Origin of the sequence: Streptomyces sp. NPDC086080 (genome assembly GCF_044540255.1) — a bacterium.
In the GTDB taxonomy this organism is placed as follows: Bacteria; Actinomycetota; Actinomycetes; order Streptomycetales; family Streptomycetaceae; genus Streptomyces.
This window is the reverse complement of the sequence record NZ_JBITRU010000004.1, coordinates 98,479-114,547: the sequence shown is the minus strand read 5'-3', so window position 1 is coordinate 114,547 and position 16,069 is coordinate 98,479. Positions and strand designations below refer to the sequence as shown.

Annotated in this window: 10 protein-coding genes; 3 read left to right on the top strand and 7 right to left on the bottom strand. The window is 68.5% G+C overall.

Features of this window, described 5'->3' with window-relative positions; all coding sequences use genetic code 11:
* Positions 1-14 precede the first annotated feature (14 nt).
* From ACIF9R_RS06515 to ACIF9R_RS06505, 3 genes are all read left to right on the top strand, one after another.
* Positions 15-1,700: a hypothetical protein gene (locus ACIF9R_RS06515; RefSeq protein WP_399975192.1), complete on the top strand. Its 1,686-nt coding sequence runs from the start codon at positions 15-17 to the stop codon at positions 1,698-1,700.
* Positions 1,697-2,281, top strand: coding sequence for a Pycsar system effector family protein (locus ACIF9R_RS06510; protein ID WP_399975190.1), 585 nt, complete (start codon positions 1,697-1,699; stop codon positions 2,279-2,281). Before ACIF9R_RS06515 ends, ACIF9R_RS06510 begins: the two co-directional genes overlap by 4 nt.
* A 324-nt stretch (positions 2,282-2,605) precedes the next feature.
* A complete protein-coding gene (locus ACIF9R_RS06505) occupies positions 2,606-4,021 on the top strand; it encodes a M48 family metalloprotease (RefSeq protein WP_399975187.1) in 1,416 nt (471 codons plus the stop codon).
* Between the two features lie 43 nt (positions 4,022-4,064).
* On the opposite strand, the gene ACIF9R_RS06500 is transcribed toward ACIF9R_RS06505, so the two are convergent.
* The 7 genes from ACIF9R_RS06500 to rplA all read right to left on the bottom strand — a co-directional run bounded on the left by ACIF9R_RS06500 (position 4,065) and on the right by rplA (position 16,053).
* On the bottom strand, positions 4,065-4,604 hold the full coding sequence (locus ACIF9R_RS06500) for a DUF1707 and DUF4190 domain-containing protein (protein ID WP_399975185.1): 540 nt from the start codon (positions 4,602-4,604) through the stop codon (positions 4,065-4,067).
* Positions 4,605-4,795: 191 nt separating this feature from the next.
* Positions 4,796-8,695, bottom strand: a complete 3,900-nt coding sequence (locus tag ACIF9R_RS06495; protein WP_399975183.1) for a DNA-directed RNA polymerase subunit beta' — start codon at positions 8,693-8,695, stop codon at positions 4,796-4,798.
* Positions 8,696-8,789: 94 nt separating this feature from the next.
* Positions 8,790-12,275, bottom strand: a complete 3,486-nt coding sequence (gene rpoB, locus ACIF9R_RS06490) for a DNA-directed RNA polymerase subunit beta (protein ID WP_399975182.1) — start codon at positions 12,273-12,275, stop codon at positions 8,790-8,792.
* 598 nt (positions 12,276-12,873) lie between these two features.
* Positions 12,874-13,260, bottom strand: a complete 387-nt coding sequence (gene rplL / locus ACIF9R_RS06485) for a 50S ribosomal protein L7/L12 (protein WP_037929503.1) — start codon at positions 13,258-13,260, stop codon at positions 12,874-12,876.
* 115 nt (positions 13,261-13,375) lie between these two features.
* A complete protein-coding gene (gene rplJ / locus ACIF9R_RS06480; RefSeq protein WP_399975178.1) occupies positions 13,376-13,906 on the bottom strand; it encodes a 50S ribosomal protein L10 in 531 nt (176 codons plus the stop codon).
* A gap of 315 nt (positions 13,907-14,221) precedes the next feature.
* On the bottom strand, positions 14,222-15,163 hold the full coding sequence (locus ACIF9R_RS06475) for a hypothetical protein (protein WP_399975175.1): 942 nt from the start codon (positions 15,161-15,163) through the stop codon (positions 14,222-14,224).
* Between the two features lie 164 nt (positions 15,164-15,327).
* Positions 15,328-16,053: a 50S ribosomal protein L1 gene (gene rplA, locus ACIF9R_RS06470; RefSeq protein WP_391961811.1), complete on the bottom strand. Its 726-nt coding sequence runs from the start codon at positions 16,051-16,053 to the stop codon at positions 15,328-15,330.
* Between the last annotated feature and the right edge of the window lie 16 nt (positions 16,054-16,069).

The window sequence follows — 16,069 nt, the reverse complement described above, 5'->3', positions numbered from 1 at the left end:
ACGAAAGACGCGCCATGCCTTCCTTCCGCCGCCCGTACGACTGGCAGCAGTCCGCCGACCGGCACACCCGGCTGATCGACCCGGTGCTCACCGTGCGGCAGCTGTCCCGTTTCGAGCTGTCCCTCAAGCACGTGGTCCGCATCGACCACGCGCTGGTCTTCTCCACCCCCAAGGGCGGGTACGAGGCCTATCCCCCGCCCACCAGACCGAGCCGCAGCGAGATCGCCGCCCGCCGGTACACCGCGGTGTACGAGGTGGACATGGGCGTCCATCCCTTCACCGACGTCTTCACCCTGCCCAGCGACAACGACGCCCTGGAGTTCACGGCGGAGGTGGACGTCTCCTGGCAGGTGCTGGACCCGGGACGGTTCGTGGCGAGCGGCATCAGGGATGTGCCCGCGATGCTCATCGGCGAGTTGCAGCAGGCGGCGCGGCCGGTCACCCGTGGCTTCGCGATCGCCGACAGCGGCGCAGCCGAGCAGGAGCTGCTGCGTGCGGTCATGCTCCTCGGACCGCTCGGCGCGTCCGCGGGACTCCAGACCACCTGGACGCTGCGGCTGCGCCGCGACCAGGCCAACATCGACCACCAGCACCGGCTCCAGGCCATCGACCACTCCGCGACCGAGCAGATCCGCGCGGCCCAGCAGGGCATGCACGTGGACGCCGAGATGGATCAACGCCACCGGCAGCAGGACGAGCTGCAGCTCGAACGGGCCATGGAGTACGGGCGCCGGCAGCAGGAACTGGCCTTGCAGCAGCAGCGCTGGCAGCACGAGCAGATGATGCTCGAGGGACGGCAGGCGCTGGAGTTGCAGCAGATCGAGGCGGAGAAGATCCGCTTCTACGAGTGGCATCTGTCGCAGGGCGGTGTGCAGTCCTGGGCGCTCCATCTCGCCCAGCACCCTGAGGACTCGCGGCTCGTGATGACCAGCATGCGCGACGACCAGCTCCGGATGATCCAGGCGCAGATGGAGCTGGTGAAGGAGCTGCTGGGGAGCGAGGGCGCCGAGAAGTTCGAGCTGGAGGGGCCCAAGCAGCTGGCGCTGCGCACCGTCAGCGACATCCTCACCCAACGCCTCCCCGGTGTCCCCCAGCACCCGCCGCTGCTCCCCTCGCCGGACGGCCACCCGGACACCCCGCCCGCCCCGGGGACGAGCACGGGACCGGGTGACCCCCCGGTCGTGGGCGGGGGCACACCGCCCGCACCGTCTTCGCCACACGCGGCCCCCGATCCCGCCCAGCCGTACCCGCCAGGAGCCCCACAGACACTGCCCACCACGCCCTACGCGCCACCCGCGGCGGCCCATGTGCCACCTCCGCCCCGTGCGGCCCCCGGCCCCACGCCGCCCGGCACACCGGCATCGGCCGCGCCGCACCCACCGCACACCGCTGCGGCCGGACCACCCGCGAGCCCCGCCCCGCCGCCCTACACGCCCACCGTTCCCGCCACGCCCACCGTTCCCGCCACGCCGTACGCGCCGCAGCCCGCTGCCGCCGTGCCGTACCCCCCGCAGCCCGCTCCCGCCACCCCCGCGTGGCAGCCACCGCCGGGCTACGGCACCACACCCACCGCGCCCGACCAGGTTCCACCCGCCACGCCCGTCACACCCACCGGGTCCGCGGAGGGGCCCGAGGCCTCACCGCCCCCGGGTCCGCCGGCGCAGGGCCACACCGCCGCGGCCGAGGAGGGCACTCCATGACGGCCGACCCGGCGCCGCCGGCGCCCGCCCCGACGGCGACCCCGGACGCCTCTGCTCCGGCCCCGGCTCCCCCGCACGCCCCCTCATCCGCACCCCGCGCACAGTTGTGCGAGCGGCTGCTGGCGGACCTGCGTACCGAGATAGCCCGCGCCGACAGCAAGGCGGCCGTCCTGGTTGCCGCGCTCGGCATCACCGCGGGCGTGTTCAGCGGACTGCTCGCCGGTCAGGACTGGTCCCCGGACTCCCTCTCGGCGACCGGTGCCACGGTGTGGTGGGCCGGGACCGCGGCTCTCGCGCTGTCCCTGTTCGCGCTGCTCCTGGCCGTACTGCCCCGCTACCGCAGCGGGTCCTGGGTCCAGGGGCAGCCGTTGTCGTACTTCGGGGACATCCAGCGGGCCGTGCGGGCGGGCCGGCTGGACACCGCGCTCGCCGACACCGAGGCCGACCCGGTGGCCGGCCTGACGGCGGCGCTCACGGAGACGAGCCGGATCGCCTGGCGCAAGCACCAGTGGATCCGTACCGGCCTCATCGCCTTCTGCACCGGCACGCTCCTGTTGCCGGCCTCCCTGCTGATCGGCTGACCCACGGGCCGGCCACCGCTCACGTCAAGCGAAGGAAGCACCATGACCCAGTCACCGCCGACCCCACCGGAACACCCGGAACCGACCGGCCGCACCCACCAGCCGCAGGCCGCACCCAAGGCTCCGCCCAAGGCCGAGCCCGCACCCTCACCGTCCCCGCCGGCCGCACCCCGGCCTCGCATCCCCGGACAGCACCAGCCAGCCCCGCAGTCCCCCCGGCCGGTGCGTCCGGGCATGGACGCGCCGCAGCAGCCACGACCCGGCTCGGACGCCCTTTGGTACCCGCGCCCGGGTACGGACACTCCTCAGCAGCCGCGTCCAGGCATGGACGCTCCCCCGTACCCGCATGCCCCCCAGCATCCGAGCCCCGACCCGGCGCCGTACCAGCCGGCCCCGGCCCCTCCGTACCCGAACCCCACGCCACACGCCGCTCAGTACCCGAACCCACAGGCCGCCCCGCCCCCCGCTCCCACCCCCGCGCAGCATCCTCACCCGACACAGGCCCCTCAGTACCCCGCCCCGGCCTCGGCACCGCAAGCCCCTCAGCACCCGAACGCAACCGCCCAAGCACCTCCCTACCCGCAGCACCCGAACCCGACGGAGTACCCGAACCCGACGCCGCAGGCCCCGCAGTACCCGACCTCGGCCCAGCAGGCCCCGCAGTACCCGGCTCCGGCCCAGCAAGCCCCGCAGTACCCCGCCCCCACCCCGCAGGCCCCGCAGTACCCAACCCCGGTCCCACAGGCCGCCCCTTCCCCCGCGCCCCACTCCCCGCAGCACCCGCACCACATCGACACCGACCACCACGGCCGGGTCCACATCTCCGGCCAGCAGCGCCACACCGACGCGACCGCGTTCGGCAACCTGCTGCTCTACCTGCCGAACTTCCTCTGCAGCCTCTTCGTCGTCGGCCTGGTCTCGGCCTTCTTCGGCAGCCTCGGCATCGTGGTCGTACTGGCCTGGCTGGCCAGCGGCGCACTCATGTTCCACCGCCCGACGGAACGCGCCCTCGCGCGCCATCTGCTCCGGTTGCGCTACCCCACCCCACAAGAACGAGCCAAACTCGAACCGGTCTGGCGCGAGGTCACCTCTCGTGCGGGCATCGATGGCCACACCTACGAGCTGTGGATCGAGGACAGCGACAGTCTGAACGCCGTCGCCGCGGCCGGGCACATCGTCGGCGTCACCCGGTTCGCCCTGCACCAGCTGCCCAACGGTGAACTGGCCGCCGTCATGGCCCACGAGCTGGGCCACCACGTCGGCGGCCACGCCTGGTCCTCACTTCTCGGCTACTGGTACGCGCTGCCCGGCCGGTTCGCCTGGCAGCTGGTGCGCGTGGTCACCGCGTTCATGTTCCAGCTGTCGCGGGTGTTCTCCTGCTTCGGCGTGGTGTTCTTCTGCCTCGTCGTAGGCGGCATCACCCTCGCCTCGCTCAGCACCCTGTACGGGCTGCCGCTGCTGTTCCTCGGCCTGCCGTACGCGCTCGCCGCCGTCGGCCGCCGTGCCGAACTGCGCGCCGACCAGCACGCCGCCGCGCTCGGCTTCGCCCCGATGCTCGCCGCCGTACTGGAGAAGATGCATCAGGCGGAGCAGTACGAGCAGCAGCAGGCCGCCATGATCGCCGCCGCCGCCGGAAACAGTCCGGCCACCGAGACCCCGGCGAGCAGGCTGCTGGCCTCGCACCCGGACTACCACACCCGGCTGCACCACCTGCAGCCCTACCTCCAGCCGGCTCGCTGATCCGCCGTACGGCGGACGCCTGGCCAGGACCAGCCAGGACCGGTCAGCCCGTTCCCGCCAGCGCGGCCAGGAAGACGAAGAAGGTCAGGAACAGCAGCCAGCCGGCCACGGACAGCCAGCCGAGCACCAGCCCGGTCAGGACGAAGCCCTCACCGGCCTCGCCGGTGCGGCGGATCTCCGACTGCGCCATGTGGCCGAGGATCACGGCCGGGAGGCCGGTGAGCCCGCCTGTGAACAGGGTGAGGATGCCGCACACCATCGAGCCGACCGCCTTGCCGTTGGTCGGCGGCTGCGGCCGGGGCAGGAACGTCGCCGACACCGGTCCGGCGGCCGCCGTCGGCTGGAACGGCTGGAGCTGCGGGCCCTGCGGCAGATCGGCCACCAGCAGCGACAGCTCGGCTATGGTGCGGGCGCTGTAGGCCCGGGCGACGCGCTTCTCGAATTCGGGATGGTCCAGCCGGCCCTCGCCGTACCCGGCCCGCAGGACGTCCACCGCGCGCTCGCGGTCCGCGTGGGAAGCCAGCATCGACGGAGTGCCGGGCCCCTGCAGGGGATTGCCCTGCCACGGAGTCGGGTACGACACGGCTGCCTCCCGGGGGGCCGGACAGATATCCCTGATCAGTCTTTCCACCCACTTGAACGCACCGTACCGGGAGTTTGGTTCCACCGGCACGGGTACCGCTCCCGGTATCCCGCGCTCCGGTACGCCGAGGAACAACGCCGAGGGGCGGCCACCCCGTACGGAGTGACCGCCCCTCGGATCAAGCTGCCCGCTTACTGGTTGTACGGACCGTAGTCGTAGTCCTCCAGCGGAACGGCCTGGCCGGAGCCCGTGCCGAACGGCGAGTAGTCGATGTCGTCGTAGCCGACGGCCGAGTACATCGCGGCCTTGGCCTCCTCGGTCGGCTCGACCCGGATGTTGCGGTAGCGGGACAGACCCGTACCGGCCGGGATGAGCTTACCGATGATGACGTTCTCCTTGAGGCCGATGAGGCTGTCGGACTTGGCGTTGATCGCCGCGTCCGTCAGCACCCTGGTCGTCTCCTGGAAGGAGGCGGCCGACAGCCAGGACTCCGTCGCCAGCGAGGCCTTGGTGATACCCATCAGCTGCGGACGACCGGAGGCCGGGTGACCGCCCTCCTGCACCACACGACGGTTCTCGGTCTCGAACTTCGAGCGCTCGACCAGCTCGCCGGGCAGCAGTTCGGCGTCGCCCGACTCGATGATCGTCACGCGGCGCAGCATCTGCCGGATGATGATCTCGATGTGCTTGTCGTGGATCGACACACCCTGCGAGTTGTAGACCTTCTGGACCTCGCCGACCAGGTGGACCTGGACGGCACGCTGCCCCAGGATGCGCAGCACGTCGTGCGGGTTGGTGGCACCCACGGTGAGCTGCTGGCCCACCTCGACGTGCTCGCCCTCGGAGACCAGGACCTTGGCACGCTTGGAGATCGGGAACGCCGTCTCGTCGCTGCCGTCGTCCGGGGTGACGACGAGCTTCTTGGTCTTCTCGGTCTCCTCGATCCGCACGCGGCCGGAGGCCTCGGAGATCGGGGCGACACCCTTGGGCGTACGGGCCTCGAAGAGCTCGACGACACGGGGCAGACCCTGGGTGATGTCGTCACCGGCCACACCACCGGTGTGGAAGGTACGCATCGTCAGCTGGGTACCGGGCTCACCGATGGACTGGGCGGCGATGATGCCGACCGCCTCACCGATGTCGACCAGCTTGCCGGTGGCCAGCGAACGGCCGTAGCACATCGCGCAGGTGCCGACGGCGGACTCGCAGGTCAGGACCGAGCGGGTCTTGACCTCCTCGACGCCGCGGGAGACGAGCTCCTCGATGAGGACGTCGCCCAGGTCGGTGCCGGCCGGGGCCAGCACCTGGCCGTCGACCACGATGTCCTCGGCGAGGCAGCGCGCGTACACGGAGGTCTCGACGTCGCCCTCCTTGCGGAGCACGCCCGTCTCGTCCCGGCTGGCGATCTTGAGGCGCAGGCCGCGATCGGTGCCGCAGTCCTCCTCGCGGATGATGACGTCCTGGGAGACGTCGACCAGACGACGGGTGAGGTAACCCGAGTCGGCGGTCCGCAGGGCGGTGTCCGCGAGACCCTTACGGGCACCGTGCGTGGAGATGAAGTACTCCAGCACGGACAGGCCCTCACGGAACGACGCCTTGATCGGACGCGGGATCGTCTCGTTCTTCGCGTTCGACACCAGACCACGCATACCGGCGATCTGACGCATCTGCATCATGTTGCCTCGTGCGCCCGAGTTCACCATCATGAAGATCGGGTTGGTCTTCGGGAAGTTGTCGTTCATCGCCTCGGCGACCTCGTTGGTCGCCTTGGTCCAGATCGCGATGAGCTCCTGCGTGCGCTCGTCCTTGGTGATCAGACCGCGCTCGTACTGCTTCTGGACCTTCTCGTCCTGCGCCTCGTAGCCCTTGACGATCTCCTTCTTCGCCTCGGGAACGACGACGTCGGAGATGGCGACGGTGACACCGGAACGGGTGGCCCAGTAGAAGCCGGACGCCTTCAGGTTGTCGAGCGTCGCCGCCACGATGACCTTCGGGTAGCGCTCGGCGAGGTCGTTGACGATCTCGGAGAGCTGCTTCTTGCCGACCTCGTAGTCGACGAACGGGTAGTCCTCGGGCAGCAGCTCGTTGAAGAGCGCACGGCCCAGGGTGGTGTTCAGCCGGAAGCTGTCACCCTGCTGCCACTCCGGCTCGCCCTCCTCGCGCGCCGGCGGGGTCCAGCCGCGCGGCGGGATGGTGCCGACCGGGAAGCGGACGTCGATCCTCGACTGGAGCGACAGCTCGCCCGCGTCGAAGGCCATGATCGCCTCGGCGACCGAGGCGAAGGAGCGGCCCTCGCCCTTGAGGTCACGCATCTCGCCGTCGGTGGTGAGGAAGAACAGACCGAGGACCATGTCCTGGGTCGGCATCGTCACCGGACGGCCGTCGGCCGGCTTGAGGATGTTGTTCGAGGACAGCATCAGGATGCGGGCCTCGGCCTGCGCCTCCGCGGACAGCGGCAGGTGCACGGCCATCTGGTCACCGTCGAAGTCCGCGTTGAACGCGGTGCAGACGAGCGGATGGATCTGGATGGCCTTGCCCTCGACCAGCTGCGGCTCGAAGGCCTGGATGCCGAGGCGGTGCAGGGTGGGCGCACGGTTCAGCAGCACCGGGTGCTCGGCGATGACCTCTTCGAGGACGTCGTACACCACGGTGCGGCCGCGCTCGACCATGCGCTTGGCCGACTTGATGTTCTGCGCGTGGTTCAGGTCCACCAGGCGCTTCATCACGAACGGCTTGAACAGCTCCAGCGCCATCGCCTTCGGCAGACCGCACTGGTGCAGCTTGAGCTGCGGACCGACGACGATCACGGAACGCGCGGAGTAGTCCACGCGCTTGCCGAGGAGGTTCTGACGGAAGCGGCCCTGCTTGCCCTTGAGCATGTCGGACAGCGACTTCAGCGGACGGTTGCCGGGGCCCGTCACCGGGCGGCCACGACGGCCGTTGTCGAAGAGCGCGTCCACGGCCTCCTGGAGCATGCGCTTCTCGTTGTTCACGATGATCTCGGGCGCGCCGAGGTCGAGAAGCCGCTTCAGGCGGTTGTTGCGGTTGATGACACGGCGGTACAGGTCGTTCAGGTCGGAGGTCGCGAAGCGGCCACCGTCCAGCTGCACCATCGGACGCAGGTCCGGCGGGATGACCGGCACGCAGTCGAGCACCATGCCCTTGGGGCTGTTGCTGGTCTGCAGGAACGCGGAGACGACCTTGAGGCGCTTGAGCGCACGGGTCTTCTTCTGGCCCTTGCCGGTGCGGATGATCTCGCGGAGACGCTCGGCCTCCTCGTCGAGGTCGAAGGACTCCAGGCGCTTCTGCAGCGCCGCGGCACCCATCGAACCGTCGAAGTACGTGCCGAAGCGGTCACGCAGCTCGCGGTAGAGCAGCTCGTCGCCCTCGAGGTCCTGGACCTTGAGGTTCTTGAACCGGTTCCACACCTCGTCGAGGCGGTCGATCTCGCGCTGCGCACGGTCGCGCAGCTGCTTCATCTCGCGCTCGGCACCCTCGCGCACCTTGCGGCGCACGTCGGCCTTGGCGCCCTCGGCCTCCAGCTCGGCAAGGTCCGTCTCGAGCTTCTTGGCGCGGGCCTCGAGGTCGGCGTCGCGACGGTTCTCGACCTGCTGGCGCTCGACGGAGACATGGGCCTCCAGCGAGGGCAGGTCGCGGGTGCGGCGCTCCTCGTCGACGTACGTGATCATGTACGCCGCGAAGTAGATGACCTTCTCCAGGTCCTTCGGGGCGAGGTCGAGCAGGTAGCCGAGGCGTGACGGGACGCCCTTGAAGTACCAGATGTGGGTGACGGGAGCGGCCAGTTCGATGTGGCCCATCCGCTCACGGCGCACCTTGGCGCGCGTGACCTCGACGCCACAGCGCTCACAGATGATGCCCTTGAAGCGGACGCGCTTGTACTTGCCGCAGTAGCACTCCCAGTCCCGGGTCGGACCGAAGATCTTCTCGCAGAAGAGTCCGTCCTTTTCGGGCTTGAGCGTGCGGTAGTTGATCGTCTCGGGCTTCTTGACCTCGCCGTGGCTCCACTGACGGATGTCGTCAGCGGTAGCCAGACCGATCCGGAGCTCGTCGAAGAAGTTGACGTCGAGCACTATGCGTCAATCCCTCTCAGGGTTGTAAGTCATGGGGTCTGAAACGGGGGTCCTGGGGCCGGCGGCCTTCACGGGGAAGGCCGCCGGACTCCCGTCAGACCTCTTCGACGCTGCTCGGCTCGCGCCGGGACAGGTCGATGCCAAGCTCCTCCGCAGCGCGGAAGACGTCCTCGTCGGTGTCACGCATCTCGATGGACATACCGTCGCTGGACAGCACCTCCACGTTCAGGCACAGGGACTGCATCTCCTTGATGAGCACCTTGAAGGACTCGGGGATGCCGGGCTCGGGGATGTTCTCGCCCTTGACGATGGCCTCGTAGACCTTCACGCGGCCGGTGACGTCGTCGGACTTGATGGTCAGCAGCTCCTGGAGCGCGTAGGCGGCGCCGTACGCCTCGAGTGCCCACACCTCCATCTCGCCGAACCGCTGTCCACCGAACTGAGCCTTACCACCCAGCGGCTGCTGGGTGATCATGGAGTACGGACCGGTCGAACGCGCGTGCAGCTTGTCGTCGACCAGGTGGTGCAGCTTCAGGATGTACATGTAGCCGATCGAGATCGGCTCCGGGAACGGCTCACCCGAGCGGCCGTCGTACAGCCGCGCCTTACCGGTCGGGAGCACCATGCGCTCGCCGTCGCGGTTCGGGATGGTGTGCTGGAGCAGACCCGCGAGCTCGTCCTCGCGCGCACCGTCGAAGACCGGGGTGGCGACGTTGGTACCGGGCTCGACCTTGTCGGCGCCGATGGCCTGGAGCCGCTCGGCCCACTCCTCCGCGATGCCGGAGACGTCCCAGCCGCGGCTGGCGAGCCAGCCGAGGTGGATCTCCAGGACCTGTCCCGGGTTCATTCGGGACGGCACACCCAGCGGGTTGAGGATGATGTCGACCGGGGTCCCGTCCTCGAGGAACGGCATGTCCTCGATGGGCAGGATCTTGGAGATGACGCCCTTGTTGCCGTGCCGGCCGGCGAGCTTGTCACCGTCGGTGATCTTGCGCTTCTGCGCGACGTAGACGCGCACCAGCTGGTTCACACCGGGGGGAAGCTCGTCGCCCTCCTCGCGGTCGAAGACGCGCACGCCGATGACCTTGCCGATCTCACCGTGCGGCACCTTCAGGGAGGTGTCGCGCACCTCGCGCGCCTTCTCACCGAAGATCGCGCGGAGCAGGCGCTCCTCCGGGGTCAGCTCGGTCTCACCCTTGGGCGTGACCTTGCCGACGAGGATGTCGCCGGCGACGACCTCGGCACCGATACGGATGATGCCGCGCTCGTCGAGGTCGGCGAGGACCTCCTCGGAGACGTTCGGGATGTCCCGGGTGATCTCCTCGGGGCCGAGCTTGGTGTCACGGGCGTCGACCTCGTGCTCCTCGATGTGGATCGAGGAGAGGACGTCGTCCTGCACGAGGCGCTGCGACAGGATGATCGCGTCCTCGTAGTTGTGACCCTCCCACGGCATGAACGCGACCAGCAGGTTCTTGCCGAGCGCCATCTCACCGTTCTCGGTGGCCGGACCGTCGGCGAGGACCTGGCCCTCGACGATCCGGTCGCCCTCGGCGACGATGACCTTCTGGTTGACCGAGGTGCCCTGGTTGGACCGGGAGAACTTGGCCAGGCGGTACGTGATGTACGTGCCGTCGTCGTTGGCGGTGGTGATGTAGTCCGCGGAGACCTCCTGGACCACACCCGCCTTCTCGGCCTTGACCACGTCACCGGCGTCGGCGGCGGAGCGGTACTCCATGCCGGTGCCGACGAGCGGGGACTCGCTCTTGATGAGCGGCACCGCCTGACGCATCATGTTCGCGCCCATGAGGGCACGGTTGGCGTCGTCGTGCTCGAGGAACGGGATCATGGCGGTCGCGACCGACACCATCTGGCGCGGCGAGACGTCCATGTAGTCGACTTCGTCACCGGGGACGTAGTCGACCTCGCCGCCGCGGCGGCGGACCAGGATGCGGTTCTCGACGAAGCGCATGTCGTCGCCGAGCGGCGCGTTGGCCTGCGCGATGACGAAGCGGTCCTCCTCGTCGGCGGTCAGGTAGTCCACCTCGTCGGTGACCCGGCCCTCGACGACCTTGCGGTACGGCGTCTCGATGAAGCCGAACGGGTTGATCCGCCCGTAGGAGGCGAGCGAGCCGATCAGGCCGATGTTCGGGCCTTCGGGGGTCTCGATCGGGCACATGCGGCCGTAGTGCGAGGGGTGCACGTCACGGACCTCGAAGCCGGCCCGCTCACGGGAGAGACCACCCGGGCCGAGGGCGTTGAGACGACGCTTGTGCGTCAGCCCCGACAGCGGGTTGTTCTGGTCCATGAACTGGGACAGCTGGCTGGTGCCGAAGAACTCCTTGATGGAGGCGACGACCGGCCGGATGTTGATCAGGGTCTGCGGCGTGATCGCCTCGACGTCCTGGGTGGTCATGCGCTCACGCACGACGCGCTCCATACGGGCGAGACCCGTACGGACCTGGTTCTGGATCAGCTCGCCGACGTTACGGATGCGGCGGTTGCCGAAGTGGTCGATGTCGTCGGTCTCGACGATGATCGAGCGCCCGGACTCGCCGACCGTCTCGGTCTCACCCGCGTGCAGCTTCACCAGGTACTTGATGGTGGCGATGACGTCGTCGGTGGTGAGCACGCCGGCGTCCAGCGGCTCGTCCCCGCCGAGCTTCTTGTTCACCTTGTAGCGGCCGACCTTGGCGAGGTCGTAGCGCTTGGGGTTGAAGTACAGGTTCTCGAGCAGCGTCTGCGCGGCCTCGCGGGTGGGGGGCTCGCCCGGACGCAGCTTGCGGTAGATGTCGAGCAGCGCGTCGTCCTGGCCCTGGGTGTGGTCCTTCTCCAGGGTGGCGCGCATGGACTCGTACTCGCCGAACTCCTCGAGGATCTGCTCGGTGGTCCAGCCGAGCGCCTTCAGGAGGACGGTGACGGACTGCTTGCGCTTGCGGTCGATACGGACACCGACCATGTCGCGCTTGTCGATCTCCATCTCCAGCCAGGCACCCCGGGACGGGATGATCTTGGCGGAGAAGATGTCCTTGTCGGACGTCTTGTCGATGGAGGAGTCGAAGTAGACGCCGGGCGAGCGGACCAGCTGGGACACCACGACACGCTCGGTGCCGTTGATGACGAAGGTGCCCTTGTTCGTCATGAGCGGGAAGTCACCCATGAAGACGGTCTGGGACTTGATCTCGCCGGTCTCGTTGTTGGTGAACTCGGCGGTGACGAAGAGCGGGGCCGCGTACGTGAAGTCGCGCTCCTTGCACTCGTCGATGGAGTTCTTCGGCGGCTCGAAGCGGTGGTCGCGGAAGGTCAGCGACATCGACCCGGAGAAGTCCTCGATCGGGGAGATCTCTTCGAAGATCTCCTCAAGACCGGACTTGGTGGGGACGTCCTGCCCGTTCTCGAGAGCCTCCTCGACCCGACTCTGCCAGGCGGTGTTGCCGAGCAGCCAGTCGAAGCTCTCGGTCTGCAGCGCGAGCAGGTTCGGAACCTCGAGAGGCTCCTTGATCTTTGCAAAGGAGATGCGCAGCGGGGCGGTGCTGGCGCCGTTGTTCGTATTCGCGGTCGAGGCGTTGCGCGAGGCGGCCAAGAGGGGGTCCTTCCGAGGGCTCGGACTCACTACGCGCGTACCGGCTCCTCGCTGTACACAGAGACAGATTCCTCCGATGGGGGCGAAAGCCCAGGTCAGAGATCGTCGAGTCGTCGGTGTTCGAGCGAGGGAATGCCCCTGGTGACGGGCAGGGGACAGCTAACAGGCAGCGCAAAGGGTCAGTGTAGCCACTTGGCACACTGATGTCCAGTGCGGTGTTCGAGACCGAGTAGAGGCCCTCGTTGTGCTCAACTCCTGCGACAAGGCGCTGCCCTCAACGCACCGTGATACTGCCCTCTTTGCCGTCGATCCATGCCTCGGATTCGGATCCTTGTGACGACGCGTCCTGAGAATTGCGCGCTACGTGCGGTTCGTCAAGGCCCCCTTGCCCCGACCGCCTGCCACGAGGCGATTCCGCGCGGCCTTCCGGAGGCACAACGAAGATCACCCTACCCCTCGCCGTCCCGGGGGCAAGGCAGCCGCCGCCGGACCCCCCGTACACCGAAGAGCGACCACCCGGATGGATGATCGCTCTTCGGTGCTTCAGCGTTACACGTCCCGTGGGACGCGTTGCGGATCCTGCCGGACCCGCGGGGTGTTACTTGACCTCGACGGAGGCGCCGGCGCCCTTGAGGGACTCGGCGGCCTTCTCGGCGGCGTCCTTGGCGACCTTCTCGAGAACGGGCTTCGGGGCGCCGTCCACGAGGTCCTTGGCCTCCTTCAGACCCAGGGAGGTCAGCTCACGCACGACCTTGATGACCTGGATCTTCTTGTCGCCGGCACCGGTGAGGATGACGTCGAACTCGTCCTTCTCCTCCTCGGCCGGGGCAGCGGCACCCGGGGCACCCGGGGCGGCGACGGCGGCGACCGCGGCGGCGGCGGTGACGTCGAACTTCTCCTCGAAGGCCTTCACGAACTCGGAGAGCTCGATGAGGGTCATCTCCTCGAACTGGGCAAGCAGGTCTTCCTGGCTGAGCTTCGCCATGATGGCGGTCCTTCCACTAAATCGGCAGGTGCCGGATGTACGGGGTGAGGCGGGCGTACGTCGGGCCCGCTGCGACCCTTGCCGCTGGGCGGCCGGGGTCAGAAAGCGAGCCGAATTACTCGGCACCGCCCTGCTCGGCCTGCTTGGCACGGAGCGCGTCCACGGTGCGGACGAGCTTCGAGGGGAGCGCCTGGAAGAGCTGAGCAGTCTGCGTCTGCTTGCCCTTGAAAGCGCCCGCCAGCTTGGCGAGCAGAACCTCGCGGGACTCGAGGTCCGCAAGCTTCTTGATCTCGTCGGCGGACATCGCCTTGCCGTCAAGGACACCGCCCTTGATGACGAGATTCGGGTTGTCCTTGGCGAAGTCACGAAGACCCTTCGCCGACTCCACCGGGTCACCGGTGACGAAGGCGACCGCCGTCGGGCCAGCGAAGAGCTGGTCGTCGAGCGTGATCCCGGCCTCGTTGGCCGCAATCTTGGTCAGCGTGTTCTTCACCACGGCGTACTGGGCGTTCTCACCGAGCGAACGGCGCAGCGTCTTGAGCTGCGCCACGGTGAGACCGCGGTACTCGGTCAGCACGGCGGCGTTGGAGCTGCGGAACTTGTCCGTCAGCTCGGCAACCGCGGCAGCCTTGTCGGGCCTCGCCATAGAGCCTCGGCCTCCTTCCGGGTGATTCGGACCGCGCGGACCCGAAGGAGGACTGGGGAAAACGAAACGCCCCGGGCGCAGGCGCACGGGGCGTAGCTCAACCGGTTGCTCGCATTCTCTCGGCAGCGAACTCCGGGAACTCTTCCACTGACACCTGCGCGGGTCGTCCGCAGTTCAGCGGATCCTTCGGCCACCGCATGCTCTGACGAGCGCACGGCAACGACCAGCGGTCTTTGGCTTCTGTGGAAGAGTACGCGAACGGATCGGCGTCAAGCAAATCGACCGATCGCCGACATCGGGAGCCGGTGCGGGCCCTTACGCTCCCGCCCCCAGCTCCTCCAGGTCCTTCATCATCTCCATGAAGTCGAGGGTGTCCTTCGCCGGCGGCGCCTCGACCTTGGCCGCGGCACCGTAGTCGGAGTAGTGGGCGGTCATCTTGATCTCGCCCTCGGACATCTTCATCCCTACCACCATCTTGGCCGGGTAGTTGTCCTCGTTGACCCAGACCTCGGTGTCGTAGCCCTTCAGGCCCGTCTTCTTCATGTTGGCGAGGAGCTGCTCGCGCTCCTCGGCGGTGAACAGGCCGTCGAGCTCCTTGTTGGCGTCGAGCATCTCCTCGATGGTCAGCGTGCCCTTGTAGTGCTGCGTCTGGACGCCGTCGACCTTCTCCGGGCCGACATGCTTCAGGCTCCGCGACTCGAGCAGCAGGGCGAGCTGCTGCGCCGGGTCCTGGTTCATGTTCTCCATGCCGCCGGTCATCTGCTTCTGGACCGCGGGGTCGCCGGACGCCTCGGCCATGGCCGCGAAGTCCATCTTCATCCAGCGCTTGCCGTCCATTTCGGCGGCCTGCTTCTCCCCGACGTCCGTGTACAGGACCCCGTCCAGCATGATCATGCGTGTCTGCTCGGGAGCGTCCGGGTCGCCGCCCGCCGCGAGCGCGGGGTTCTTCATGGTGACGTCCATGACGGCCGGGTCCCAGCCCTGCACGCCGGACATCTCCATGGTTTCGCCGCCCAGGCCCGCCGGCATCGTCATGGTCATCCGCATCTTGGAGGACTTGGCCTCCGAGGTGTTCTTGAAGGCCGCCTGGAGGACCTTCGTCATCTCGGTCTGCGTCTGGACCCCGGACTGCGCCGAGCCGGCGGCCTTCTTCTTGCCGCCCTCGTCGCTGTCCCCGCCCTGGCACCCCGTGACACCCGCGACGACGGCCGCGGCCGTCAGACAGACGCCCGCGCGCTTCCATGCGGCCATGCCCATGAATCCCACCCCTTGTTGTTTCACTGTGTGACGGCTGTGAAGTCAAGGGAACGGTAACCCACTCGACTGACACTGTCGTACGAAAAAACCCGCCCCCACGCCTTGTTGGGGCGTAGGGGCGGGCTTCTCACAGCGTGCGGAGCCGGTCGGTCGGCTCACCCGGCTCAGACCGCGGCCGGGTCCTCCTCGACGAGGAGGTTGCGGGTGCGGTTCGGGTCGAGCGGAATGCCGGGGCCCATCGTGGTGCTGATGGCGGCCTTCTTGATGTAGCGACCCTTGGCGGCGGACGGCTTCAGACGGAGGATCTCCTCCAGCGCGGCGCCGTAGTTCTCCACCAGCTTGGTGTCGTCGAAGGACGACTTGCCGATGATGAAGTGCAGGTTCGCGTGCTTGTCGACACGGAACTCGATCTTGCCACCCTTGATCTCGGTGACGGCCTTGGTCACGTCCGGGGTCACGGTGCCGGTCTTGGGGTTCGGCATCAGACCACGGGGACCGAGCACGCGGCCGAGGCGGCCGACCTTGCCCATGAGGTCCGGGGTGGCGACGACGGCGTCGAAGTCCAGACGGCCCTTCGACACCTCGTCGATCAGCTCGTCGGCGCCGACGATGTCGGCGCCCGCGGCACGTGCGGCCTCGGCACGGTCACCGGTCGCGAAGACCAGGACCCGGGCGGTCTTACCGGTGCCGTGCGGGAGGTTCACGGTGCCACGGACCATCTGGTCGGCCTTGCGCGGGTCGACACCCAGGCGGAAGGCGACCTCGACGGTGCCGTCGAACTTGGTCGTGGACGTCTCCTTGGCGAGACGGACGGCCTCGAGCGGGGCGTAGAGCTTCTCCCGGTCGATCTTGGCGTCCGCAGCGCGGAGAGACTTGCTGCGCTTGCTCACTGAAAGCTCCTGTGCG